Genomic DNA, 23,812 nt, shown 5'->3' on the forward strand with positions numbered 1-23,812 from the left:
CGGCAACGCGAGCGCGACCCCGGTGCCCAGAACGAGGAACGGCCCGAACGGGAGGTGGTCGGTCCACCGGATCCGGCGGGCCATCAACAGGAGCAGGGCGTACGCCGCCGAGCTCCCGAAGGCGACCATCAGCCCGAACACCACGCTGCCCCAGCCCGACCAGGCAAGGAGAGCACCCCCGCTCAGGGTCAGTTTGGCGTCGCCCAGGCCGAAACCCCGCCGACCGAGCAACAGGGTCGACGCGGCGAACAGCAGGGCCAGCCCGAGCCCACCGCAGACGGCTCGGATCCAGGATCCGCCGTGTCCGTCGACGACAGCGGCGATGCCGAGCGACGCCCAGGTCCCCGCCGCAGCCGGGTAGGTGAGTCGGTCAGGTAACCGGTGTACCGCGATGTCGATGTAGACCAGCGGAACGGCACAGGCCGCCCACCAGGCGATGGCAGCCGACTCGACGATCGGGCGGTCCCCGAGGAGGAGCACCACCCCGACGGCGAGTACGGCGAGTTCCAGGGTGCCCGGGGGCGCACCGACCCGGCTACCACAGCCGGCGCACCGGGCGATCGGAGAGATTGCGCGTAGCGGACCGGTCAGACCGATCGGTATACGGCAGGTGGCGCAGTCCCTCCGAGGTGGGGACCCCGGTGGTACTGACTGCGCCACGACGAGCCACCGGAGCAGGGGCGTGCCGGCTAGTACGGCGAGGGCACGTACCGGCCAGGGTGGGGGTGAGGTCGGCCGACGGACGGGTTCGGTCCGGTCGCCGACGGTGCTCCGTGGTTCGGTCATCGCCATCGGACACTCCCCTCCGTCGCGGCGTCCAGTGGCCGGACGGGTCGAACGAACGACCGACATGTCGACACTCTCGGTAACTTCATGATCACGGTAGCCCTATCGGATGTCGACCATGGCAAGCCGAGCCGCCCGAATCACGACGATGCCGCCACCGGGGCGGCACCGCCGCCCCCCGGGACCGGATCGTCGGAATCGCCGGGGCAGGGAATCGGCCAGATCGCCGCTATCCACCGTATTTCGCGGCACGGCAGGGGCGGGGAACCCGGTATCACCAGCCGCCCTGACCCCCGACTTCCGATCATTACCGGACAACACTCTGCACGATGACACGAGCACCCCTAACCGCGATCAACAAATAAAGATCGTGACGGTACGTATTCCTTTTACATTCCCTCTGTCGCATTGCCAATCATGAGCTTATGCTCGCCCCTTGAGCGCAGAACAGCCGCCAGGAATATCCAACGGCTGACGACAAGAGAGCCGATCAGCACAACGGTAGATCAATTAATTGAATACCCCACGACGGGTAGCTTTCGGTGCCGCCCGAACGCCGTCGCCGGCTGCCCGTCATGCCCAAGGGGCCAGGACCGACACCTCACACCTGGCCGGGAACTGGGCGAAGGTCCACTCACCCCCGGTCCAGCGAGGGTGGTGGAAAGGAGGGCGCAGCGTTGCGAACAAAGCATCCCGGCAGGATTCCGGACGCCTTCATCGCGATCATCGCCCTCGGCTGCCTGGTCGCCTGCTCGAATGGGGAACCGTCAGGAATTCGTCCAGACGCGGGCCGGGCGGCCCGTTCTTCGCCCAGCCCGGATCTTCGTACGGCGACGGCAGTCGAGGCCGCGCTGGCCGCGTACGCGGGCTATCTCACCGCCATCCGGGAAGCCGAACGGTCAGCAAATCCACAACATCCCGAGCTTGAGAAATATCTTGCCGATCCGTTGCTCACCCGGGTCGGGCTTGCCATTCGCGATGCTAAGGAGCACGGTGCGATGCGTACCGGAACGTTGATCTCCGATCCGAGGGTGGCGTCGGTCAGCTTGGATACCGTCCCGGCGACCGTCTCGATCCAGGACTGCCTCGACACGACCAACTACCAGCTGGTCTACATCAAGGACAGATCGGTGGTACCAGGCTCGGCCAGTGGTCGGTACGTCGCCACCGCGACGGCCACCCGGTACGCCGACGGCCGCTGGCTGATCAATGCTGGCACCGCCCATCGGGACCAACCATGCTGACCCGGCTGCTGCCGGTGAAGGCGCCCGGCGTACTGGTTCTGGCCGCCGGTACCACGGCGGCGCTGGTGTTGTCCGCCCTTCCCGCCTCGGCCGCTCTTCCCGCCTCGGCCGCCCTTCCCGCCTCGGTCGGCATCACCACCAAGGCCGGGGTCGCAACCAGCGACCGGATCGTCGCGGTCCAGCGGGCCGCTCCGGGGGCGGAGTGTCCGCCGGGACAGGACGACTGCACCGTGTGGGACGACGAACCGGGCCGGCCGGGTCGACCCGGTAAGCCCGGCGGTGGAGGTGGCGGTGGTAGCCGCACCTGCCAACGCGACGGCACGACGGTGCCCTGCTACGACCCGTTGCTCGGCTGGTTCAACAACTCCGACGGCTGCTACTACAAGCTCGCCCAGCCGCAACCGCCGGGCGGTCCGGCCGGTAAGAAGCTCTACCTGCGCAGCTGTACCGGCGGGCCCGCCTCGCAGGAACCGGTCTGGCTGGACGCACCACCCGACGGTTTCGGCACCCCGCCCGACCCGGCCGAGTTGGCCCGCCGGGCCCTGGCCAGCATCACACTGCGCCAGCCCACCGTCGGTATCGCCCCGAACAAGGGGCCTGGGCTGGTCGGCCTGCCGGTCTGGCTGTGGACCGACCCCGGCCCGCAGACCTGGGGACCACAGCGCGCGTCAGCGCGCGCACCGGGATTGACCGTCCGTATCGAGGCCCGAGTGGTGAAGATCGTCTGGACCATGGGCGACGGCAGCAGACCGATCACCTGCGACAACCCGGGAGTCGCGTACGACCCCGCCCGGCACCGGGACACCCTCCCGAAATGCGGCTATGCCGGTTATCCACGATCCAGCCGGAGCCAGCCGGGCGGGACGTACCAGGTCACCGCCACCACGACCTGGCAGGTCACCTGGACCGGCGGTAGCCGGCGGGGCACCCTCCCGCTGCAGATCCGGACCAGCGACCCCAGAGAGATCCGGATCGACGAACTCCAGGTGGTGACCGAGTGACCGTGGCCACCACCGCCGAGACGTCCGGGCCGATCGACGCACCGATCGCCCCGCCCCGGGTCGTCCGGCAGCGCCGGATGCGCCCCGGCCTGCTCGGTCTCGCGGTCCTGCTGGTCGCGCTCGGCGGCCTCGGCGCGGCGTTCGCCGTCACCTCGGTCCGGGCCACCGGCAGCTATCTCGCCGTCGCTCGGGCCGTACCGGTCGGCACCGTGCTCGCCGCCGACGACCTCTTCGTCGTCCAGGTGGCCGGCGGGCAGGGTCTGGCCCCGATCCCCGCCGACCGGGTCGACGAGGTGATCGGCAAGCGGGCCGCCGTGGCCCTGGCCCCGGGCACCCTGGTGGCCTGGGAACAGCTCACCGACCAGCCGTTGATCGGTCCCGGCCAGCAGCAGCTCTCGCTGGGGCTCAAGGCCAGCGAGGTGCCGGCCCGACAACTCCACCCGGGCGACAAGCTCCTACTGATCGGCCGTCCCGCCCGGGACGCCGAGGGGGGCGGCACGAGCACCCGGTTCGAGGCGACGGTGATCGACACGGCGACCCCGGAGGACGGCGAACTGGTGCTCTATCTGGCGCTGGCCGAGCGGGACGTGCCGGCGGTGGTCGTACTGGCCGGCGAGAGCCGGATCGCCGTCGTCCTGAAGACGGCAGCCTGACCATGGCCATCATCGCCCTGGTCTCCGCCAAGGGCTCCCCGGGAGTCACCACCACTGCCCTGGCCTGCACCCTGTCCTGGCACCACCGGATGGTGCTCGCCGAGTGCGATCCGGCGGGCGGTTCAGTGCTCGCCGGCTACCTGGGCGGCGTACTCGACGGGGCCCGGGGCATCGGGGAGCTGGCCGTCGGCGAACTACGCGACGGAAACCTCGAAGCGGTGTTCTGGTCGCAGCTCGTCGACCTCGACGCGCCACACCGGGAGCGGCTGCTGCTGCCCGGAGTGGTCGATCCGGTGCAGGCGGGCAGCGTCAACCCGCTGTGGCAACGCTTCGCCGACGTCTTCACCGGATTGGATCGGGGCCGCCCCGGCTACGACGTGATCGCCGACTGTGGACGGTTGCAGGCGGTTGGTCCCCCCTGGCCGATCCTGCGCGCCGCTGCGGTCGTACTGGTCGTCACCGCGGCACACCTGCCCGACCTGTCCAGCGCGCGAGCGACGGTCCGGGCCATCCAACGGGACTTCGCCGAGCACCGGGTGCCGGCCGGCTCACTGCGGCTGCTGTTGGTGGGTGCCGGGCACAGCCGCATCGAGGTGAGCCGGGCACTGCAACTGCCGGTGATCGCCCAACTGCCGCACGATGCCCGTACCGCGAAGGTGCTCAGCCACGGTGGCACCGTCCGCGCCGGACGGCCGCTGATGCGCGCGGCCGGCGCGTTGGAGGTGCCGGTCCGGACGTTGCTCGACCGACGTCGGGCCCGGCTCACCTGGTCCGCCCGCAGGGAGGTGCCAGATGCGGTTTGAGCCGGTCCAGCACGATCCCCGGGTACGCACCAACGGCGCCACGTCGACTGTTCCACCGCTGTCGGGGCCGGCGCCACTGCCGGTCGACGGGCACCGTCCGCACCCACCGACCGCTGTCCCGCCGGGCGGTGTCCCCCCGTCCCCGCCACCGCCCCGACCCCGGGTCGACTTCGCGGTGGTCCGGGAGTTGCGCCGTGAACTCAGCGAACGACTCACCCTGTGGCAGCGGGGACGGGAGTTCACCACCGACGAGGAGGACGCCGAGCGGACCCGGCTCGCGGCGGCCGTGGTGGCCGAGTACGCCGACGCGACCCGCCGCGCCGGTACCCCGATGCCTGCCACCGAGGAGCGTGCGCTGCTCGACCAGGTCACCGCCGAGCTGGTCGGGTTGGGCCGGCTGCAGAGCCTGCTGGTCGACGACTCGATCGAGGAGGTGCACATCCTCGGCTGCGACCTGGTCCGCATCACCCGACACGGCGGCGGGGTCGACTGGGGCGAACCAATCGCCGACAGCGACGAGGAGATGGTGGAGATCCTCCAGGCCGCCGCCCGGCGGGCCGGTGCCACCGAACGTAGCCTCTCCACCTCGAAGCCGACACTGGACCTGCAACTGCCCGACGGTAGCCGGCTCGCCGCGGTCTACCTGGTCAGCCGCCGGCCGTACGCGGTGATCCGTAAACACAACACGCTGGACGTGACCCTGGACGACCTCGCGGGTGGCCGACCCGACCTGGACGAGATGGTCGACGTGCTGGTCCGGGACTTCCTCCGGGCGGCGATGGCGGCCGGGCTCAACATCATGGTCGCCGGGCTGGCCGGGGCCGGTAAGACCACGGTCATCCGGGCGCTGATGGACGAGATCCCCGCCGACGAGCCGTACGTGCTGTTGGAGGAGAGCCGGGAACTGCTGCCGACCCGGCAACGACTCCGGCACCGGGCGGTGATGAGCTTCGAGTCCCGGGAGGGCCACGGCGAGCGGGGCCTGGACGGGCGGCCGGCCGGCGAGGTCACCATCGCCGACCTGATCCCGGTGGCGCTGCGGATGGGGGTACTTCGGATCATCGTCGGCGAGGTCCGCTCCCGGGAGATCGTTCCGATGTTGCAGGCGATGACCACCAGCCGGGGTTCGATGTGCACCATCCACGCCCGTACCCCGGGCGGGGTCGGCGAGCGGATCGTCGAGTTGGCGCTGTCACACGGCCGGGAGATGACCGTCGAGCAGGCCCGCCGGATGGCCGGCAACGCGCTCGATCTGATCGTCTACGTGACCGTCGAGGACGAGACCGCGATCGGCGGCCGGAAGTACCGATTCGTGTCGCACGTCGAAGAGGTGATCGGGGCGGGGGACAACAACCGGATCACCACGACCACGGTGTTCGGGCCGGGGGTGGACGGTCGAGCCGTACCCCGGCATCTGCCCGAGCGGATCCGCGAGCAGCTGCTGCGGGTCGGTTACGACCCGCGCGTGCTGTCCCGCTACATCGAGGCCGGTACCGGGGCCTGGCGACGTCCCCGGCACAGCCAACTACGGCGGCGGGCATGAGTACGCCGGGAGTCGGCCGGAGCGGGGTGGAGAGGTGAACCTGCCGGCCGGCATCGAGCTGATCGCCGTCCTGTCCGGGGCGGCCAGCGTCGCCGGGCTGGTCCTCGCGGTGGTGGCGCTGGTCGGCACCAACCGGCCACCAAGGCCACCATCGTCCTCCGGTCAGTTCCTCCACCGGCTCTGGTCCGGGTCGGGCAGCGGCGTCCGGGATCGGCGCCGGCACCGGGCACTGCTGGTCACCGCCCTGCTGGCCGGCGCGCTGGCCTTCCTGCTCAGCGGACTGCCGGTGGTCGGGCTGCTGGTCGCCGTCGCGGTGCCCGGCACGCCGTGGCTGTTCTCGGTCGGGCGGGCCGAGCAACGCGCCATCGCCCGGATCGAGGCGGTGGGTGAGTGGACCCGCCGACTCAAGGACGTATCCGGCACCGGGCAGGGGTTACAGCAGGCCATCATCCACACGGTGGCCACCGCGCCGGAGGAGATCGAAGACGAGGTACGGCTGCTCGCCGCCCGGTTGCAGGCCGGCTGGCTGGGCCGGTCCGCTCTGCTCGCCTTCGCCGACGAGATCGGTGATCCGGTCTGCGACCAGGTGGTGGCGGCGCTGATCCTGCACCTGACCGACCGGGGCGAGCGGCTCGGCGACGTACTCGGGTCGATCGCGGCAGCGGCGGCGGCCGAGGTCGCCACCCGGCGCGAGGTGGAGGCCAAACGTACCCAGCCCCGGTTCGCGGTGCGCTTCCTGACCGGGATGACCCTGCTGATCCTGGCCTACGGGCTGATCAACCCGGCGTACATGCGCCCGTACGGCACCCCCACCGGGCAGATCGTGATGGTGTTCCTCGGCGGGTGCTTCGTCGCGCTGCTGGCCTGGGTACGGGCAATGAGCCTGCCACCCCGACCCGCCCGGTTCCTCACCCCACCCGACCCGGACGAGGTGGTCGCGTGATCCTCAACTGGCAGTTGACGATCGGGATCGTCGGCGGTGCCGTCGTCGGCCTCGGCCTGTTCCTACTGCTCCGGGAGGCGCTGCCGGCCACCCCGGCGCTCGGGCCGGCGCTGCGGCGACTACACCAGCCAGCCGGGACGGTCCGGTCCGCTGCCGGTGGGGGCCTGGACTGGCTCACCGGCCTGACCCGGGCGCTGCGCCCGCCGCATCGGCAACTGGCCCTGATCGGCCGCACCCCGGAGCAGTACGCCCTCTCCCTGCTGCTCTCCGCGATGCTCGGCCTGGCGATGCCGGCCCTGTCCATGGTCCTGCTCTTCCTGCTCGGGGTACGGCCACCGGTCGTCGTTCCCACCGTCGCCGGGCTGGGGATGGCGTTCACCGCGGTCGTACTGGCGCACCGCTCGGTGCTGGTGAAGGCGGAGAAGGCCCGGCGCGAGTTCAGCCAGGCGGTCTGCGCCTATCTCGACCTGGTCGCCCTGCAACTGTCGGCGGCACACGGGCCGGTGCAGGCGTTGGAACGGGCGGCCGGTGTCTGCGACGGCTGGGTCTTCGAACGAATCCGCGAGGCGCTACGGATGGCCCAGCTCCAGATGCACTCGCCCTGGGACGAGCTGCGGGAGCTGGCCGAGAAGATCGGCGTACCGGAGCTGGGTGACGTCGGTTCGATCATGCAGTCGTCCGGCACCGAAGGCGCCCAGGTGCACGAGACGCTGCGCAGCCGCGCCGACTCGCTGCGCGACCAGATCCGTACCGACAACCTGGCCCGGGCCGAGGCGGTCACGAGTCGCCTGGACATCCCGGGTGCCCTGCTCGTCTTCGTCCTCGTCGGCTTCGTCATCTATCCGTTCATGTCCCGCATCTGATCCGCCGCTCCACCTGAAGATCGCAACGCCGCCCCATCGCAACGCCGCCCCATCCCAACGCCACCCTCCGGAAAGGAGCAGGAAATGACCCTCATCGCCTACCTGCACACGTTCCTCGCCGTACGCCTCGCCGAGCTGCGCCGCGACGGCGAACGGGGGGACAGCCCGGTGCCGACCGCAGTGATCATCATGGGGCTGGTGGTCGTGGCCACCGTGGTGACCGCCGGCGCCCTGGCCGCCGCGAAGGGCTGGCTGGACAAGATCCCCGCTCCGGGCGACGTGAAGTAGTCCCGTGTCGTCCAGCACCCGGACGAGTCGACGACGAGGAGTTCGCCGAGGCCGGGACCGGCAGGCTCGCCGAGACCGGAACCGGAACCGGGAGGCTCGCCGAGACCGGAACCGGAACCGGGAGGCTCGCCGGGACCGGGGAGCAAACCCGGTCGAGTTGGCCGTCGTACTCCCCGCCATCCTGGTGCTGCTCTTCGCCTCCGTACAGGCCGCCGCCTGGTTCCTGGCTCGGGCCACGGCGCTCAACGCGGCCCAGGAGGCGGTGAGCGCGCAGCGCGTCTACCGGGCCGCTGACGGTGTCGGCCAGCGGCGGGCCGAGGAGTTCATCCATCGGGCCGGCGACTGGTTGACCGGGTCGAAGGTCACCGTCCAGCCGGGCGGGGATCGGGTTTCCGCGACCGTGACCGGCCAGCCGCTGCGGATCGTGCCGCTGATCCCACTGCCGGCGGTCAGCGAGACCGCCAGCGGCACCGTGGAACGGGTCACCCCGGAGCCGCCGCCATGACGGCCGGAATGCCCCGCACCGGTACGCCTGCCCGACCCGGTACGCGCGGTTCGGTCTCGGTGGAGGTGGCCGTCCTCATCCCGGCCTTCCTGGCGCTGGTCGTGGTCGCCGGGGTGAGTGGCCGGACCGCGCTGGCGTACGAGGCGATCGAGGTGGCCGCGCACGACGGTGCCCGGGCCGCATCGATCTCCCGTACCGCCGGTTCGGCCCGGGAGGCGGCTCGGATCGCGGCCCGCGATCGGCTCGACTGGGAAGGGTTCTCCTGCACGAGCCCGCCCCGGCTCGACTTCGCCGGTACGGTGGCCGGCCGCCCCGCCACCTTCGACGCGGCGTTTCGTAGCCCCGTCGGGCAGGACGCCTCGGTCTCGGTGACAGTCTCCTGCCGGGTGTCCTTCCAGAACCTGCGGATGTCGATCCTGCCGGGAATGCCTACCGAGAAGCTGGTCAGCGCCACCTTTGTGTCCCCGTTGGACCGTTATCGAGGTCGGAGCGCCTGATGTCCGGCCGGCGGCACAGCATCGACATGCTCGGCGAGCACCGTTGGTGGGGCGAGCACCGCGACGCCGGCCGGGTCAGCCTGTTCCTGGCGGTCGCGCTCACCGGCGTACTGGTGATCATCGGGCTCGCCTTCGACGGAACCGGCCAACTCCGGTCCATGCAACGGGCCGACAACCTCGCCGCGGAGGCGGCCAGGACCGGTGGCCAGGCCATCGATCGGGCCTCGGCAATCGCCGGCCGCCCGAAGGTCGTCGACGAGGAGCAGGCCCGCGCCGCGATCCGCAACTATCTGGCCGGGCTGGCGGGGGTACGCGACTGGAGCGTCCGCTTCGACAGCGGGCAGCAACTCACCGTCACCGTCGACGTGGAGTACGACACCTACCTGCTCGACCTCTTCGGTTTCAAGGACAAGATCCTGGTCCGTGGCGAGGCCACCGCCCACCTGCGGACCGACCCATAGGGAGGAAAGCTGATGCCCACCGCACACGTGTCAGCCGTACGACCAACCGTGGCCCGCCGATTCGGACAGATCGTCACCGGGCTCGCCGCACTGGTCGTCCTACTCGGACTCCTGGTGGGAGCACCGGTGGCGCTGGCCGCGCTCGCCGGAAACCCACTCCCCGACCACCTGCCCGGGTTGGACGAAATCACCGCCACGCTGACCAGCCGGGACGACGGGCAACTCTTCCTCCGGGCGCTGGCGATCGTCGGCTGGGCAGGGTGGGCCAGCTTCGCGCTCTCCGTACTGGTGGAACTGCCGGCCCGGATCCGCCGCAGGCCGGCCCCCCGGTTGCCCGGATTGAGTCGGCAGCAGCGAGCGGCGGCGGCGCTGGTCGGGTCAATCGCGCTGATCGCGGTGGCCAGCCCGGCGGCGGCCGCAGCCGCACCGGCCACTGTGGTGGCGACCGCCGCTGTTCCAGCAGGCCCCGCATCGAGGACGGTTCCGGCCGGCGGCGCAGTGCACCGTCTGGCCGTCACGTCTCAGGTGCCGCACTCGGAGCCGGTCTACCGGGTGGAGGAGGACGACTACCTCGGCCACATCTCCGGTCGTTACCTTGGCAACTTCGATCGCTACCGCGAACTCGCCAAACTCAACAAGATCCGCGACCCGAACCGGATCCGGCCGGGTCAACTCCTCCGCCTGCCCACCGACGCGGCCGATCGGGGGGTACGGGCACACGCCACCGGGCTGGTCGCCGTCCCGCCACCACCCGGTACCCGGCCGACCGGGCCGAAGCCGGGAGCACCGGGAGCGCCGGTAGCCGGCCCGGGCGCATCGCCGACTGGTTCCCCCTCGACCGGGGAGACCCCCGGTCGGCAGCGACCGGAAGAGGCCACCCTGGCCATCGGTGCCGCCCGGCCCGGACAGGTCGATCAGCTCAACCGGCCCCTGGCGGTGTCCGCGGTCCTCACGGTGGCCAGCATCGTCGGTGCGCAGATCGGCGCGGTGCTCGGGCTACGCCGTCGCCCAGCTGACCGCCGACCGGCGAACACCCGGGCCGTCTCGACCGGCCGGCACCGGCGGGACTGAGCCACCGGCCCGGCCGTTCGGTCGATCTGCGGATCAGTCAGGGCAGCCGGGTCTGTAGCACCCCGCTGACCACCCGGGTCGGCAACACCTGCTGGTCGGTGCCGGCCGGGCCGCGTACGACCTCGCCGCCGTTGAGCATGAAGGTGCTTCCGTGCCAGGGGCAGACCACGCAGGTACGACCGTCGACCCGGGTGACCCGCCCCTCGCCGAGCGGGCCACTCTGGTGGGCACACCGCTCCAGCATCACCGTGATCTCGTCACCGTCCCGGAAGACCACGACCGGTACGTCATCGACCTGCCGGGTCAGCAATGTGGACTCGGGCAGGGTGGCCACCTCCGCGATCGGATGCCAGCCGTCCTCGATCCGGTGCAGTTCATGCACACCCTGGTTGACTCCGGCCGCCTGCTTGTAGGCCAGATGCCCGCCCAGGTAGGCCCCGCTGCTGGCCGCCGCCAGACCGGAAAACCCGAGCAGTCGACCGACGTTGTGCCGTCCGCTCAGTCGTGCGGCCAGCGATCCGGCGTACAGGGCCATCCCGACGGTGTTGGCCATCGCGTGGACCAGGCCGACCCGGCGCTGTTCGCGGGAGAGTGAAGCCCAGTCGTTGGCCCCGGCCAACGCGGCCGGGACCGCACTGGCGGTTCCCACCGCGACGAGTACTGTCGCGGCCCGGCGTTGGCCCGGCAGCAGGTCCAGGATCGCACCACTGACCCAGGCACCGACCGGCAACTGCACCAGCGCCGGGTGCAGTGGATGGCCGAGCCAGACCCCGTGTAGGAAGTCCCGAACCCGCTGCCCGCGCAGTACGGCGAAGACGCCGCTCTGGATCCGGTCACCGACCCGGTCCAGCCCCGACGCCCGCTCCAGTTTCGTCAACATCGATCGCACCATCATCGTCCGCACGCTGAACGACTTCCCGGTGGCGCCGTCGGCAAACCAGCAAGCTGCCTGCCTGACAGGTGAGAGGTGCGGGACGTCCAGGAGTTGACGAATTTCTTCGAGCAGCGGGTGCCGGCGTCTGGGCGAGTCGCCCCCGCACCGGGCGACGCACTCGGGGCCTCGCTCGGGGCCACCTGATTCGTGGTGATCGCCTGAGCACGACCCCTCGTCCAGGTTCTCGTCCAGGTTGAGGCTGTACGGCTACCCGATCGACGGGCATCCTGTTGCCGTGGGCATTCGGGTGGAGCGCGACGGTCCGGTGACGACGGTGATCCTGGACCGGCCGGAGTCGCGCAACTCGGTCGACGGGGCCACCGCCCGAGCGCTCGCCGACGCGTTCCGGGCCTTCGACGCCGACCAGCGCGCCGCCGTCGCCGTACTGTGGGGTGCTGGTGGCACGTTCTGCTCGGGTGCCGACCTGACGGCCATCGGTGCGCCGCGCGGTAACCGGGTCGAACCCGAGGGTGACGGGCCGATGGGTCCGACCCGGCTGCGGCTGAGCAAGCCGGTGATCGCGGCCATCTCCGGGTACGCCGTCGCGGGTGGCCTGGAGTTGGCGCTCTGGTGCGATCTGCGCGTCGCCGAGTCTGATGCGACGCTGGGCGTGTTCTGTCGCCGCCTCGGGGTGCCGCTGATCGATGGTGGCACGGTACGGCTGCCGAGGCTTATCGGTCAGAGCCGGGCGATGGACCTGATCCTGACGGGGCGGGCGGTGCCGGCCGTCGAGGCGTACGAGATGGGGTTGGTCAACCGCCTCGCCCCGCCGGGCGGCGCGCGGGTGGCGGCCGAGCGGCTGGCGGCGGAGATCGCCCGGCTACCGCAGACCTGCCTGCGTAACGACCGGTTGGCGGTGCTGGCCGGTGCTGGGCGTCCCGAGGCCGAGGCGATGGTGACGGAGTTCGCCTACGGGATGGCGTCGCTGGCCGCGTACCCGACCGAGGGGGTCGACCTGAAGCAGGTCAGGTCGCGGGGTTAGCGACCTCGAAGCCACGTACGGCGAGGTCGGCGGCGCGCCGCATCGCGGCCCGTACGGTCTCGGCCGTGTCCCCCTGCCGGATGCTGGTGAGCGCTGCGGCGTTTACCGCCCCCAGCGCGGCTCCGACCAGGGCGGCGGCATCGACCCGGTCGAGTTGCTCCGGGTACGTCCGGTGCAGGGCATCTGCCATCTCTTCCTGTCCGATGTGCAGGTGGTGCAGTAGTCGCGCCTGTAGCTCCGGCACCGAGGTGAGCAGCCGTGCCCGTAGCGCTGCCAGTCCGCTGGGCAGGTCCGTGTTCCAGCTATTGGTGATCATCTCCTGCATGGCTCGGGCCAGCAGCTCGGTGCCGGTCTCTCCGGCCAGTGGCGCGGAAATGATCCGCAGCGCGAGGTCGAACCGGGTCTGGGCGTTGACCAGGAGCACGTCTTCCTTGGTGGGGAAGTGCAGGAAGAAGGTACGGGTCGACAGGTCGGCGGCCGCAGCGATCTCGGCCACGGTGGTCTCCTCGTACCCCTTGCGCTCGAAGAGCTCGATGGCCGCATCGATCAGCGCTTGACGCGTCCGCTGCTTCTTGCGCTCCCGCCGGCCAGGCTCATCGGTCATGCCGACACTTTACTACACCTCAGGAATATGTATATTGATTGAATCAATTCACTGAGTGCATCTAAGCTGAGGACGGGAGTCGGACCAATGGGGAGCCTTGACGGACGTGTCGCCCTGATCACGGGCGCTGGTCGTGGAATCGGCCGGGAGGAGGCGCTCTTCTTCGCGGCGGAAGGTGCCCAGGTCGTCGTCAACGACCCGGGCGTCGCCGCTGACGGCACCGGCGGCGATGCCGGGGTGGCCGCCGCTGTCGTTGCCGAGATCATCGACGCCGGCGGTCAGGCGGTGGCCAACATCGACAGCGTCAGCAGTTGGGCCGGTGCCGAGCGGATGGTGGAAACGGCTCTGGATGCCTTCGGCGACCTACACATCGTGGTCAACAACGCGACCGTCAAGGGCGACCGGGCGATGGTCAACATGACCGAGCACGAGTTCGACGACGTCATCGCAGTGAAGCTGAAGGGCACCTTCGCCGTCAGCCACTTTGCCGCCCGCTACTGGCGCAGCCGCTTCGCGGCGGGTGGCCGCACCGACCGGGCCATCGTCAACACCGCCTCCGGATCCGGCCTGCTCAATCCGCTGCCCAACCAGACGAACTACGCCGCTGCCAACGCCGGCGTCGCGGCGATGACCGTGGTCAACGCCCTCGAACTCGCCCGGTACGACGTCCGGGTCAACTGCGTCTCGCCGTCCATGGCCCGTACCCGGCTGACCCGTGGCGTGCCGGGGATGGACAGCGTCCCGGAGTCGGACAGGTTCGACCCACTGCACCCCGTCACCAGCGCCCCGGTCGTGGCCTATCTCGCGACCGCCGAATGCCCGCTGACCGGCCAGGTGCTCTCCGTCCGGGGCAGCTCGGTGGTCGTGAACCACGGCTGGTCCCGGGGCGCCCAAGTATCCAAAGAGGACATGCTCTGGACGGTCGGCGAACTCGCGCACGCCCTGACAGACCTGCCCCGCGAAGATCAGTTCGAGAAGCTGTCCGCCGCACTTGGCGGTGCGCTCGGCACAGGTGGTCGAGAGCAGCTACAGCAAATGATCAACGCAATGCTGGACGCGCAAGGCTGACGTGTTAGGCAGGGCCCCTTCCTATACAAAAAGCGATAGGAAGGGGCCCTGCCTAACACCTAACACCTAGCCCAGGTTGCGTAGGGCGTCCTCGATGGCCCGGTGGAAGGTCGGGTACGCGTACATCATGTGCCGCAGGGTCGCCAGCGGCACCCGGCCGTGTACCGCCACCACCAGCGCGCCGAGCACCTCGCCACCGACCGGGCCGGCCGAGGTCGCCCCGACCAGCACGTCCCGTTCAGCGTCGGCGACCAGCTTGATGAACCCCTCGTTGCCCACCTTGTGGATCCAGCCCCGTGCGGAACTGGCCAGTTGCGCCATTCCCACCTGGACGTTCAGGCCCTGGTCCCGGGCCTGTTGCTCGGTCAGCCCGACCGCGCCGATCTCCGGATCGGTGAAGGTCACCCGGGGCAGCGCGCGGTAGTCGGCCCGGGGTCCCGAGCCGGCGGATGGACCGGAAGGAGCCGGCTCGCCGCTGGTGGTAGGCGGACCGGAAGAAGCCGGTGCGCCGCTGGCAGTCGGCTGCCCTGCCTGGGCCAGAACGTCCCGGATCACGATGCCCGCCTGGTACATCGCCACGTGGGTGAACGCCCCCTGCCCGGTCACGTCGCCCACCGCCCACACCCCGGCACCGGCACCGGCACCGGCCCGCATCAGGTCGTCGACGGTCAGGAACCGATCGTTCGGGTCCAGCCCGATGCTCTCCAGTCCGAGTCCGTCGAGTTGCGCCCGCCGGCCGGTGGCCACCAGTAGTCGCTCACCGTCGATCCTGGCACCGTCCGACAGGTGTACGGCGAAGCGGCCGGTCTCGTGGTCCACCCGGTCGACGCGTACCCCGGTGTGGATCTCCACCCCGTCGGCCCGCAACGCCTCGGCGGCGAGTTCCGACGACTCGGGTTCCTCCGTGGCGAGCAGCCGGTCGGCCACCTCCAGTACCCGGACCGGTACCCCGAACCGGGCGAAGACCTGGGCGAGTTCCAGCCCGATCGCCCCGCCGCCGAGCACGATCAGCGATTCGGGCAGTTCCTCGGTCTCGATCGCCTCCCGGTTGGTCCAGTACGGCGTCTTCGTCAGCCCGTCGATGGGTGGGATCGCGGGAATCGTGCCGGTGCCGATCACGACGCCCCGGCTGGCCCGGTAGTGGCGGTCGTCGACGCGCACCTCGCCCGGTCCGGTGATGATCCCCCGGCCACGTACGAACCGGGCGCCCTTGCCGGTGAGCCGCTCGACCGCGCCCCGATCGTTCCAGGAGTCGGTGGCCTCCTCCCGGATCCGCTTGGCGACCGGCGCCCAGTCGGCGGTCACCCGGGCCTGACCGGCGAGTTCGTCCACCCGACGGGCCTCGGCGAGCGCGTTGGCAGCTCTGATCATCATCTTGCTGGGCACGCAACCCCAGTAGGGGCATTCGCCACCGACCAGGTTCTGCTCGATAGCGACGACCGACAGTCCGGCCTCGGCGAGCTTGCCGGCGACCTCCTCGCCGCCCACTCCCAGTCCGAGGACGATGACGTCTACCTGCTCCGGCTCCACCATTCCGTCAGCATCCCCCATCACCGGCCCGCCAGCGACTCGACGCAACACCGCTAGTCGCATCCGGCATCGTCGGCACCGACCTCTCCGGTGCACTCCCGGGGTCAGGCCGTCGGGGTCAGGCCGTCGGGGTCAGGAGGGCCCGGGCAGCGATGGCGAGCCGGCGGCGGCGGGGCACCACGGCCCGCCGGACGAACACGTCGTAGTCCGCGGCGGCGACCTCGTCGAGGATGCGGCGATAAAGGTCGTGGGCGGCCTGGATGCAGGCACGCGAGGCGGGGGCGAGCATGGCCAGTCCGGGCGCGGCGGCGGCGTAGTGCGCCTGGGCACGAGCCACCTCGTACGCGATGAGTTGCCGAATGGCCGGGGTCGCTGCCCGCCGGATGGCGGCGCCGGTGAGGTCGTCACGGGTCAGGCCGAACCGGTCGAGGTCCTCGTCGGGCAGGTAGGTACGGCCCCGGCCCAGGTCTTCGGCGACGTCCCGGATGAAGTTGGTCAGTTGGAAGGCGAAGCCGAGTTGGCGGGCCGGTTCCCGGGCGGCTGCCAGGTCTGGGCTGCCGAGAATCGGCAACATCATCGTGCCGATCACCGCTGCCGAGCCCTCCATGTAGGCAACCAGGTCGTCGTAGCGCGGATACGACGTGACCGTGAGGTCCATCGCCATGCTTCTCAGGAAGAGCGTGAAGTCACGATGGTCGAGGTCGAACACCGCGATGGTGTGCAGTACGGCGGGCAGCAGCGGATCGTCGACTGGTTCCCCCCGGAGGCCGGTGGTGAACCGGTCGGACCATTCGGCGAGCCGGGCGGCCCGCTGGGCGGGGGGTAGCTCCTCGGTGCGGTCCACGATCTCGTCTGCGTAGCGGGTGAATCCGTAGAGGGCGTGAACGTGCCGCCGTTTCCACGTCGGCAGCAGCCGGGTCGCGAGATAGTAACTGCGACCGTGCCGTCGGTGCAGCTCACGACAGTTCTCGTAGGCAGCGGTGAGATCGGTGGCCACCGTCCCCCCTCGACTAATCGACGCACCAATCGATGCAACTCGTAAGCCTAAGGTACGCTCGCCCGGTACGCCAACGACTCGCCCGACGCGGTCCGCCACTTCGGTAACCGGTGACGGATCGTCTCGGCGGCAGGCATGATGTGCGGGTGCTGAGGAGGTGATCGCGTGCGAACCGTGACCGGACGCACCGATCAGGTGGTGATCGTCGGCGCGGGGCTGGGCGGGCTGGCCTGTGCGCTGCATCTGGTTGGCAGCGGGCGGCAGGTCACCGTGCTGGAACGGGAGCCGGTGCCCGGCGGTCGGGCCGGACGGCTCAGCCTTTCCGCTTCCGGTGGCGACATATCCGGCTCCGGCCTGCTCGTACCACCCGGCCTTCCAGACACCGACGCCACCGAGGCCGAACGGTACGAGTTCGACACCGGACCAACCGTCCTGACCATGCCCGACCTGATCGCCGAGGCGTTGGCCGCGGTCGGCGAGGAACTCTCCGACTGGGTGGAGTTGAGCCCGCTCGACCCGGCCTACCGGGCGCACTACCCCGACGGGTCGACCATGGACGTGATCGCCGACAGCACCCGAATGGCCGCCGAGGTCTCCCGGGTCTGCGGTCCACGCGAGGCCGACGGCTACCTGCGGTTCGTCGAATACACCCGGCGACTCTGGCAACTGGAACGCCGGGACTTCATCGAGCGCAACCTGGACGCCCCCACCGACCTGCTCACCGCCAACCTGCTGCGGCTGGTCGCGGCCGGCGCCTTCCGCCGGTTACAGACCAAGGTCGACCAGTTCTTCACCGACCCCCGTACCCGACGGATCTTCTCCTTCCAGGCCATGTACGCGGGCCTGGCACCACACGACGCCCTGGCCATCTATACCGTTATCGCCTACCTCGACTCGGTCGCCGGGGTCTACTTTCCGCGCGGCGGCATGCACGCGGTCTCCCGGGCACTGGCCGGTGCCGCTGAAAAGCACGGGGTACAGATCCGCTACGGCACGACGGTCACCCGGGTGGAGACCTCGGCCGGCCGGGCCACCGCCGTCCTCACCGCCGACGGCGAGCGGATCACCGCCGACGTGGTGGTGCTCAACCCCGATCTGCCGGTGGCGTACCAGCAACTACTGCCGCCGAGCCGCCAGCGCCGGCTGCGATACTCGCCGTCCTGCGTGGTACTGCACGTCGGCTCCCGCCAGGGGTACGAGAAGATCGCCCACCACAACATCCACTTCGGCCGGGCCTGGAAGGGCACCTTCGACGAGGTCATCAAACAGGGCAAACTGATGTCCGACCCGTCGCTGCTGGTCACCAATCCCAGCCGGACCGATCCGTCGGTGGCCCCGGCCGGGCGGCACACCTACTACGTGCTCGCACCGGTGCCCAACCTCGACCGGGCGGACCTCGACTGGCGGGGCGACCTGGCCTGGCGGTACGCCGACGAGCTGATGGACACGCTGGAACGCCGAGGCTACGTCGGGTTCGCCGACGGCGTGGAGGTGGCCCGGATGGTGACCCCGGCCGACTGGGCGGACGCCGGGATGGCCGCCGGTACGCCGTTCGCCGCCGCGCACAACCTCTTCCAGACCGGGCCGTTCCGCCCGAACAACCTGCACCGCACACTGTCCAATGTGGTATTTGTCGGATCGGGTACGCAGCCGGGGGTGGGCGTACCCATGGTGCTGATTTCCGGGAAGCTCGCCGCCGCCCGGGTGACCGGAGGTGCGTGTTGACGTCCCGGGAGAGACACCTTGTGGAGTTGGTCGACGACACCGGCCAGCCGATCGGCGAGACCACCGTGGCCGAGGCGCACCAGGCCCCGGGACGGCTGCATCGCGCCTTCTCCGTACTGCTGGTCGCCCCCGACGGCCGGGTGCTGCTGCAACAGCGAGCACCGGTCAAGACCCGGTTTCCGTTGCGCTGGGCCAACTCCTGCTGCGGACACCCCACCCCCGGCCAGTCCCGCGAGACAGCCGCCAACCACCGGCTCGGGGAGGAACTGGGCATCGATCCGATCCCGCTCACCGAGATCGGCACGTATGTCTACCGCGCCGAGGACCCCACCACCGGCCGGGTCGAACACGAGTACGACCACGTGCTGCGCGGCGACCTGAGCCCCGACGTCGCGCTGCGCCCGGACCCCGCCGAGGTGGCCGACCTACGGTGGGTCGAGCCGACGGAACTCGTCACCGAGCTGGCCACCGAGCCACAGCGCTACTCACCCTGGCTCGGGGGCGTACTCCAGCAGCTACTCCTCGCCGAGGACGTGCCGGGGCGGCCGAGTGGGCGATGACGCCCTGAGCGCGGGCGTGGTCGCCCGCCGGCTGGGGGTGGCCGTCACCACGCTCCGGACCTGGCACCAGCGGTACGGGTTGGGTCCGAGCCGGCACGTCGCCGGCCAGCACCGGCGCTACACCTCCGCCGACCTCGCCCGACTGGAGATCATGCGTCGGCTCACCGCCGACGGCGTGCCCCCCGCCGAGGCGGCCCGGTGGGCGCGACAAACCCCGGACGTACGCGGTCGGCAGCCGGCGGCATCGACACCCCGGGCCGAACCGGTCCTGGTGGAAGCGGTCCGGGCGGGGGGCGGCCGGGCCATTCCGGTGGGGCGGGCCGGACCAGCGGCCCGAGGACTGGCCCGCGCAGCGCTGCGACTGGACGCGGTCGGCCTGCGCGAGAGCATCGTCCGGGCGATCGCCAGCAGAGGAGTGATCGCCACCTGGACCGAGATGATCTGCCCTGTGCTGGTCGGCATCGGTGAGCGACACGCCGCCACCACCGGCCTGATCGAGGTGGAACATCTTGTCTCCCGGTGTGTGTCGGAAGCGCTCGCCGTGGTGGACCGCCCGTCCGCCGGAACGGAACCACCCCGGATCCTGCTGGCCTGCGCCGACGAGGAGCAGCACTCCCTGCCGCTGGAGGCGCTGGCAGCGGCGCTGGCCGAGATCGGTGTCCCCTGTCGGCTGCTCGGTGCCCGGGTGCCGACGCCGGCGCTGGTCGAGGCGGTCAACCGGACCGGACCGGTCGCCGTCGTCATCTGGTCACATGCCCCGGCTACCGCCGATCCCGCCCAGCTCACCGCACTGCTGGCGAGTCCCCGGCGACCGCTGCTCGTGGCGGCCGGCGGGCCGGGCTGGCAGTTGGCCGATCTGCCAACCGAGGTGGCGTACCCCACCAGCCTCGACGACGCGGTGGCGCTGGTACGGGGCGTACCGGACCAGCCGGGGCGGTAGCCCGGGTCGGTCCGGCGGTAGCCAGGTTCGGTCCGGCGGTAGCCAGGTTCGGCCGGACGCGGGAACGCGAAGTTCGTTCGGCTGGACTAGCGTGGGCTGGCCCCTGCCCGATGCCCCCTCGGGAGTCGACCGATGTTCAGACGTGCCGCCCCGGCGGCTCTCTTGACCCTGTCCATCCTGCTCCTCGGCGGCTGCGCCAACGGCGACCGCAGGAGCGCCCAGCCGGCGCCGGATGCAGCTGGGTCGCCCAGTGCCACCGTCCCGGTGCCCGACCCGACCGAACCCACCACACCGGTCCGGCCACCGACCTCCCGTCCGACCACACCGGGCCCGACCAAGTCACCGACCCGGTCGCCAGGCAACGGCGGGAAGAAGACCGGCCCGTTCGACACCCGACGGCTGACCGGTAGCAAGGCGGTGGCGCTCACCTTCGACGACGGACCGCACCCGATCTGGACCCCGAAGGTGCTCGACCAACTCCGCGAGGCCAAGGTCCGGGCCACCTTCTGTCTGGTCGGTACGAAGGTCCGCCAGCACCCTGCCCTCGTCGCCCGGATCGTCCGGGAGGGCCACTCGCTGTGCAACCACAGCTGGCAGCACGACCTCGAACTGGGCAAGAAGTCCGAGGCGGACATCCGGGCGAATCTGGAGCGGACGAACCGCGAGATCGCCCGCGCCGTACCGGGTGCCAAGGTCGGCTACTACCGCCAACCGGGCGGCAAGTGGACATCGGCTGTGACGAAGGTCGCCCAGTCGATGGGCATGGTCGCCCTGCACTGGGACGTGGACCCCCGCGACTGGGACAAACCAGATGCGGCGACTATCCGGCAACGCGTCCTCCACCAAGCCCGAGCCGGGTCGATCGTGCTGCTACACGACGGTGGCGGCGACCGCGCCAACACCGTGGCCGCCTGCCCGCAGATCATCGCCACCCTGCGCAAGCAGTACGGAATCCGCCGACTGTAGTGCCCATAGCGCTTCTGAGCTGCGGTTTTGTCGAGCAGCCCAGCCCCGCCGGATACCGATTTGGTGCCACGTCCCGCGATCACGTATGCTTTCGAAGCCTCCGGCGGGGCCGGATGGGAGCAACAACCGCAGGAAGTTGCCGATGTGCAATGATTGCGGAGCCGCCCTCATCGTCTAGCGGCCTAGGACGCCGCCCTTTCAAGGCGGTAGCACGGGTTCGAATCCCGTTGGGGGCACGTACGGACCGGCCTAGCCGGAGCAAGGTCCTGTGGAGCAGTTGGAGTGCTCGCCGCCCTGTCAAGGCGGAGGTCGCGGGTTCAAGTCCCGTCAGGACCGCCAGCGCCGATCGCCGCGCGTTAACCAACGCGCGGCGTTCTGCGTCAACGGCTCGCACGCCTGACCGGCAGCCCATCCGCCTGGCAGGTAGTATGAGCCGGAGTACCAGGCCAGATAGCTCAGTTGGTACGAGCGTCCGACTGAAAATCGGAAGGTCGGCGGTTCGACCCCGCCTCTGGCCACATAGCCTTTCGCCGGGCTTAGCGAAGCGGTGACCTGCGGAAACACAGGTCGCCGCTTCTGCATTTCCGGGTTCCTCGGGCGCTACAGACGTTGACCCTTGCCCCCGGGATTCCCGCTGATTACCGCCCCTTATTGTACGTGGATCGCACGCCCGTGCTCGTTTCCGCCTGTCGACCCATCCGGGTCAGGTGGGCGGCCACACACCTCGCTGGTCGGCTTCACGAGGGTGCCTCGTTGTGGCACCACGAAGAGCACGTCCTGGTCGACCAGCACCGCGACCGCTCGCCGCACCGTCGCCACGCGCCCGGCCGCGACGGAGCCAGGGCCCCGACGATGATCGGAGCCCCGGGCGCGTGGGTTTGCGCTGTTGTCGCCGCTACGGCTGCAGGTTCAGGGTCCAACTGTCGATGTAGCCGGTGTCACCGCGGGCCCAGTCGAACACTTCCAGCGTCCAGGTGCCGTTGGCCACCCTCTTGGACAGGTTCAGGGTGTACGTCCGCTTGATGTTGTCACCCGATCCGCCCTCGCGGTCGTGCAGTCCGTAGATGGTGCCGTCCGACGCGTGGAGCGCCACGACCAGGTCATCCATGTAGGTGTGCTTGATGTCGACCGTCACGGTCGCGGTCGCGGAGGCATTGCCGGAGCAGCCCGAGATGAACATCGAGCTGTTCGACTCGGTGCCGTCGTAGATGGGCACGTCCGTGCCATTGGTCTGCGAGCAGCCGAGCGGGCCGTTGACCGTCAGCGCGTACGTGGCGCTCTGCGTGGTCACCGTGCCCGTGCCGGTGGCGGACACGTAGTAGATGCCCGGGGTGGCGCTGCCGGCGGTGTTGATGGTCAGGCTGGCGGAGTTGCCGGAGGTGACCGTCGACGGGCTGAGGGTTGCTGTTACGCCGCTGGGCAGGCCGTCGACGCTGAGGGCGACCGTCTGCGCACTGCCGATGGTGGTCGTGCTCACCGTCGCGGTGAGCGACCCACCCGGGTTGACCGCACCGGAGGTCGGGGCCACGGCCATCGAGAAGTCCCGCGTGGGCGGGACGATGTTGCCGACGTAGAGCAGCTTGTTCGGCGAGCCGGCGCCCGGGTTGGTCAGCACGCCGTTGGTGGCGTCGTTGACGAGCTTGTCGCGGACCTGCTGCGGGGTGTACGACGGGCTGGCGACGAGCACCAGCGCCGCAGCGCCGGCCACGTGCGGCGTCGCCATCGACGTACCGCTGATGGTGCGGGTGGCGGTGTCGGCGGAGGACCACGCCGAGGTGATCCCGGTGCCCGGGGCGAAGATGTCCAGGCAGGTGCCGATGTTGGAGTAGTCGGCCTTCGCGTCGGTGGACTCGGCCGCGCCCACCGTGATGGCGTTCGGGGTGCTGGCCGGGGAGTTGCCACAGGCGTCGGCGGAGTAGTCGTTGCCGGCCGCGATGGCGTAGGTGACGCCGTCGGCGATGGAGGCGGTCACCGCGTCGTTGATGGCCTGGCTGAAGCCGCCGCCGAGGCTCATGTTCGCCACCGCGGCCTCACCCGGGTCGTGGTCGCCGGTAACCCAGTCGATACCCGAGATGACCTGGGCGTAGGTGCCGCCACCACCGCAGTCGAGCACCCGGACACCGACCAGCGTCACACCCTTGGCCACACCGTGGGCGGTGCCGCCGACCGTGCCGGCGACGTGGGTGCCGTGGCCGTTGCCGTCGTCGGCGGATCCGCCGTCGATCGCGTCGAAGCCGGTCACCGCGCGTCCGCCGAAGTCACTGTGTGAGAAGCGGATGCCGGTGTCGATGATGTACGCCCGTACACCCGCTCCGGTGTTCGGGTAGGTGTAGGAGTTGTTCAGCGGCAGGTTCCGCTGGTCGATCCGGTCCAGCCCCCAGGAGGGGGTCGGGTTCTGGGTACCGGAGATCTTCACGGTGTGGTTCTGCTGGACGTACTTCACCGACGGCTCGGCCGCCAACCGCCGGGCCTCTTCGGCGGTCATCTTCGTCTCGAACCCGCGCAGCGCGTGCTGGTAGGTCCGGGCCACCGTGCCACCATGCCGGTCCGCTAGCGCCGTGGCGCTGCTGCTGATGTTCCCCCGCGCCACCATGGGGTCCTTCAGCACCACGATGTACGAATCGGCAATGGCGGTAGCACCGCCCGCCTGGAGGATCTGCCCCTCGGCGGGCGCGGCTACGGCGGGTGTGCCGAACGCCGCTACGGCGACCGCGGTGGCCGCCACCGCCCCGACACGCCAACGGCGCCTTGATGATCTCTGCTGTGACATCTTCCCTGTTCCCCTCTGCCGTCTGATCGTGCGCTCGTGACACATCGATCGACGATCGTCGTCCTTGGCTGGGGAGAT

24 protein-coding genes and 3 tRNA genes (1 of these 27 running past the window's edge) are annotated in these 23,812 nt (G+C 70.3%); 21 read left to right on the forward strand and 6 right to left on the reverse strand.

The window, feature by feature from the left end:
- A protein-coding gene (locus FHR38_RS11980; RefSeq protein WP_246446459.1) for a prepilin peptidase crosses the window boundary here: on the reverse strand, positions 1-792 show its 5' portion. 9 nt of this gene lie to the left of the window's left edge; only the first 792 of its 801 coding nucleotides appear in the window; its start codon is at positions 790-792; its stop codon lies beyond the left edge, outside the window.
- A 671-nt stretch (positions 793-1,463) separates the two neighbouring features.
- On the opposite strand from FHR38_RS11980, the gene FHR38_RS11985 reads away from it, so the two are divergent.
- From FHR38_RS11985 to FHR38_RS12040, 12 genes are all read left to right on the forward strand, one after another.
- A complete protein-coding gene (locus FHR38_RS11985; protein ID WP_184534744.1) occupies positions 1,464-2,030 on the forward strand; it encodes a hypothetical protein in 567 nt (188 codons plus the stop codon).
- Complete coding sequence (locus FHR38_RS11990) at positions 2,024-3,031, forward strand: hypothetical protein (protein WP_246446461.1); 1,008 nt, start codon at positions 2,024-2,026, stop codon at positions 3,029-3,031. Before FHR38_RS11985 ends, FHR38_RS11990 begins: the two co-directional genes overlap by 7 nt.
- A gap of 2 nt (positions 3,032-3,033) precedes the next feature.
- The gene (locus FHR38_RS11995) at positions 3,034-3,684 is read left to right on the forward strand and encodes an SAF domain-containing protein (RefSeq protein ID WP_376771477.1); all 651 of its coding nucleotides are present in this window, start codon (positions 3,034-3,036) and stop codon (positions 3,682-3,684) included.
- A 2-nt stretch (positions 3,685-3,686) separates the two neighbouring features.
- Positions 3,687-4,487 (forward strand): CpaE/TadZ family protein, encoded by an 801-nt coding sequence (locus FHR38_RS12000; protein ID WP_184534746.1) that lies wholly within the window; start codon positions 3,687-3,689, stop codon positions 4,485-4,487.
- Positions 4,477-6,030, forward strand: a complete 1,554-nt coding sequence (locus FHR38_RS12005) for a TadA family conjugal transfer-associated ATPase (RefSeq protein WP_184534747.1) — start codon at positions 4,477-4,479, stop codon at positions 6,028-6,030. The genes FHR38_RS12000 and FHR38_RS12005 overlap by 11 nt, the downstream gene beginning before the upstream one ends.
- Positions 6,031-6,070: 40 nt before the next feature.
- Complete coding sequence (locus FHR38_RS12010; protein WP_184539561.1) at positions 6,071-6,973, forward strand: type II secretion system F family protein; 903 nt, start codon at positions 6,071-6,073, stop codon at positions 6,971-6,973.
- A complete protein-coding gene (locus FHR38_RS12015) occupies positions 6,973-7,836 on the forward strand; it encodes a type II secretion system F family protein (protein WP_184539563.1) in 864 nt (287 codons plus the stop codon). Before FHR38_RS12010 ends, FHR38_RS12015 begins: the two co-directional genes overlap by 1 nt.
- An 84-nt stretch (positions 7,837-7,920) precedes the next feature.
- Entirely contained in the window at positions 7,921-8,124 is a 204-nt protein-coding gene (locus FHR38_RS12020; protein WP_184534748.1) for a hypothetical protein, read from the forward strand.
- 157 nt (positions 8,125-8,281) lie between these two features.
- On the forward strand, positions 8,282-8,629 hold the full coding sequence (locus tag FHR38_RS12025; protein ID WP_221448997.1) for a TadE family protein: 348 nt from the start codon (positions 8,282-8,284) through the stop codon (positions 8,627-8,629).
- Positions 8,626-9,126 carry a TadE family protein gene (locus tag FHR38_RS12030; RefSeq protein WP_184534750.1) on the forward strand — a complete coding sequence of 167 codons (501 nt, stop codon included), beginning with the start codon at positions 8,626-8,628 and terminating at the stop codon, positions 9,124-9,126. The genes FHR38_RS12025 and FHR38_RS12030 overlap by 4 nt, the downstream gene beginning before the upstream one ends.
- A gap of 26 nt (positions 9,127-9,152) precedes the next feature.
- The gene (locus FHR38_RS12035) at positions 9,153-9,587 is read left to right on the forward strand and encodes a pilus assembly protein TadG-related protein (protein WP_184539565.1); all 435 of its coding nucleotides are present in this window, start codon (positions 9,153-9,155) and stop codon (positions 9,585-9,587) included.
- A 12-nt stretch (positions 9,588-9,599) separates the two neighbouring features.
- Positions 9,600-10,658 carry a LysM peptidoglycan-binding domain-containing protein gene (locus tag FHR38_RS12040; RefSeq protein WP_184534751.1) on the forward strand — a complete coding sequence of 353 codons (1,059 nt, stop codon included), beginning with the start codon at positions 9,600-9,602 and terminating at the stop codon, positions 10,656-10,658.
- A 37-nt stretch (positions 10,659-10,695) separates the two neighbouring features.
- Here the strand turns inward: FHR38_RS12040 and FHR38_RS12045 are convergent, their stop codons facing one another.
- The gene (locus FHR38_RS12045) at positions 10,696-11,547 is read right to left on the reverse strand and encodes a Rieske (2Fe-2S) protein (RefSeq protein ID WP_184539567.1); all 852 of its coding nucleotides are present in this window, start codon (positions 11,545-11,547) and stop codon (positions 10,696-10,698) included.
- 280 nt (positions 11,548-11,827) lie between these two features.
- Here FHR38_RS12045 and FHR38_RS12050 point away from each other — a divergent pair, with 280 nt between their 5' ends.
- Complete coding sequence (locus FHR38_RS12050) at positions 11,828-12,574, forward strand: crotonase/enoyl-CoA hydratase family protein (protein WP_184534752.1); 747 nt, start codon at positions 11,828-11,830, stop codon at positions 12,572-12,574.
- Here the strand turns inward: FHR38_RS12050 and FHR38_RS12055 are convergent.
- On the reverse strand, positions 12,558-13,178 hold the full coding sequence (locus tag FHR38_RS12055) for a TetR/AcrR family transcriptional regulator (RefSeq protein ID WP_184534753.1): 621 nt from the start codon (positions 13,176-13,178) through the stop codon (positions 12,558-12,560). The genes FHR38_RS12050 and FHR38_RS12055 overlap by 17 nt on opposite strands.
- An 87-nt stretch (positions 13,179-13,265) precedes the next feature.
- On the opposite strand from FHR38_RS12055, the gene FHR38_RS12060 reads away from it, so the two are divergent.
- Entirely contained in the window at positions 13,266-14,246 is a 981-nt protein-coding gene (locus FHR38_RS12060) for an SDR family NAD(P)-dependent oxidoreductase (RefSeq protein ID WP_184534754.1), read from the forward strand.
- Between the two features lie 66 nt (positions 14,247-14,312).
- Here FHR38_RS12060 and FHR38_RS12065 read toward each other — a convergent pair whose 3' ends face one another.
- Both FHR38_RS12065 and FHR38_RS12070 read right to left on the reverse strand, forming a co-directional pair.
- Complete coding sequence (locus FHR38_RS12065) at positions 14,313-15,776, reverse strand: dihydrolipoyl dehydrogenase family protein (RefSeq protein WP_184539569.1); 1,464 nt, start codon at positions 15,774-15,776, stop codon at positions 14,313-14,315.
- A 118-nt stretch (positions 15,777-15,894) separates the two neighbouring features.
- Complete coding sequence (locus tag FHR38_RS12070) at positions 15,895-16,773, reverse strand: phytoene/squalene synthase family protein (protein ID WP_184534755.1); 879 nt, start codon at positions 16,771-16,773, stop codon at positions 15,895-15,897.
- A gap of 165 nt (positions 16,774-16,938) precedes the next feature.
- On the opposite strand from FHR38_RS12070, the gene crtI reads away from it, so the two are divergent.
- The 7 genes from crtI (at position 16,939) to FHR38_RS12105 (ending at position 21,482) form a co-directional block, all read left to right on the forward strand.
- A complete protein-coding gene (gene crtI / locus FHR38_RS12075) occupies positions 16,939-18,498 on the forward strand; it encodes a phytoene desaturase family protein (protein WP_184534756.1) in 1,560 nt (519 codons plus the stop codon).
- Positions 18,495-19,058 (forward strand): isopentenyl-diphosphate Delta-isomerase, encoded by a 564-nt coding sequence (idi, locus tag FHR38_RS12080; protein WP_184534757.1) that lies wholly within the window; start codon positions 18,495-18,497, stop codon positions 19,056-19,058. Before crtI ends, idi begins: the two co-directional genes overlap by 4 nt.
- A complete protein-coding gene (locus tag FHR38_RS12085; protein WP_184534758.1) occupies positions 19,048-19,998 on the forward strand; it encodes a MerR family transcriptional regulator in 951 nt (316 codons plus the stop codon). Before idi ends, FHR38_RS12085 begins: the two co-directional genes overlap by 11 nt.
- Before the next feature lie 132 nt (positions 19,999-20,130).
- Positions 20,131-20,964 carry a polysaccharide deacetylase family protein gene (locus tag FHR38_RS12090; RefSeq protein WP_184534759.1) on the forward strand — a complete coding sequence of 278 codons (834 nt, stop codon included), beginning with the start codon at positions 20,131-20,133 and terminating at the stop codon, positions 20,962-20,964.
- Positions 20,965-21,127: 163 nt separating this feature from the next.
- Positions 21,128-21,200: transfer RNA gene (locus FHR38_RS12095), tRNA-Glu, on the forward strand.
- A gap of 26 nt (positions 21,201-21,226) precedes the next feature.
- Positions 21,227-21,303: transfer RNA gene (locus FHR38_RS12100), tRNA-Asp, on the forward strand.
- 105 nt (positions 21,304-21,408) lie between these two features.
- Positions 21,409-21,482: transfer RNA gene (locus FHR38_RS12105), tRNA-Phe, on the forward strand.
- Positions 21,483-21,859: 377 nt separating this feature from the next.
- Here FHR38_RS12105 and FHR38_RS32835 read toward each other — a convergent pair.
- Positions 21,860-23,734: a S8 family peptidase gene (locus FHR38_RS32835; protein ID WP_184534760.1), complete on the reverse strand. Its 1,875-nt coding sequence runs from the start codon at positions 23,732-23,734 to the stop codon at positions 21,860-21,862.
- Positions 23,735-23,812: the final 78 nt, after the last annotated feature.

The sequence above is a fragment of the Micromonospora polyrhachis genome (assembly GCF_014203835.1).
GTDB lineage: Bacteria > Actinomycetota > Actinomycetes > Mycobacteriales > Micromonosporaceae > Micromonospora_H > Micromonospora_H polyrhachis.

Coding starts and splice junctions, on each gene's coding strand:
- FHR38_RS11990 (WP_246446461.1), top strand. CDS start 2,024: ATGCTGACCCGGCTGCTGCCGGTGAAGGCGCCCGGCGTACTGGTTCTG.
- FHR38_RS12000 (WP_184534746.1), top strand. CDS start 3,687: ATGGCCATCATCGCCCTGGTCTCCGCCAAGGGCTCCCCGGGAGTCACC.
- FHR38_RS12005 (WP_184534747.1), top strand. CDS start 4,477: ATGCGGTTTGAGCCGGTCCAGCACGATCCCCGGGTACGCACCAACGGC.
- FHR38_RS12020 (WP_184534748.1), top strand. CDS start 7,921: ATGACCCTCATCGCCTACCTGCACACGTTCCTCGCCGTACGCCTCGCC.
- FHR38_RS12030 (WP_184534750.1), top strand. CDS start 8,626: ATGACGGCCGGAATGCCCCGCACCGGTACGCCTGCCCGACCCGGTACG.
- FHR38_RS12035 (WP_184539565.1), top strand. CDS start 9,153: ATGCTCGGCGAGCACCGTTGGTGGGGCGAGCACCGCGACGCCGGCCGG.
- FHR38_RS12040 (WP_184534751.1), top strand. CDS start 9,600: ATGCCCACCGCACACGTGTCAGCCGTACGACCAACCGTGGCCCGCCGA.
- FHR38_RS12055 (WP_184534753.1), bottom strand. CDS start 13,178: ATGACCGATGAGCCTGGCCGGCGGGAGCGCAAGAAGCAGCGGACGCGT.
- FHR38_RS12060 (WP_184534754.1), top strand. CDS start 13,266: ATGGGGAGCCTTGACGGACGTGTCGCCCTGATCACGGGCGCTGGTCGT.
- FHR38_RS12090 (WP_184534759.1), top strand. CDS start 20,131: ATGTTCAGACGTGCCGCCCCGGCGGCTCTCTTGACCCTGTCCATCCTG.
- FHR38_RS32835 (WP_184534760.1), bottom strand. CDS start 23,734: ATGTCACAGCAGAGATCATCAAGGCGCCGTTGGCGTGTCGGGGCGGTG.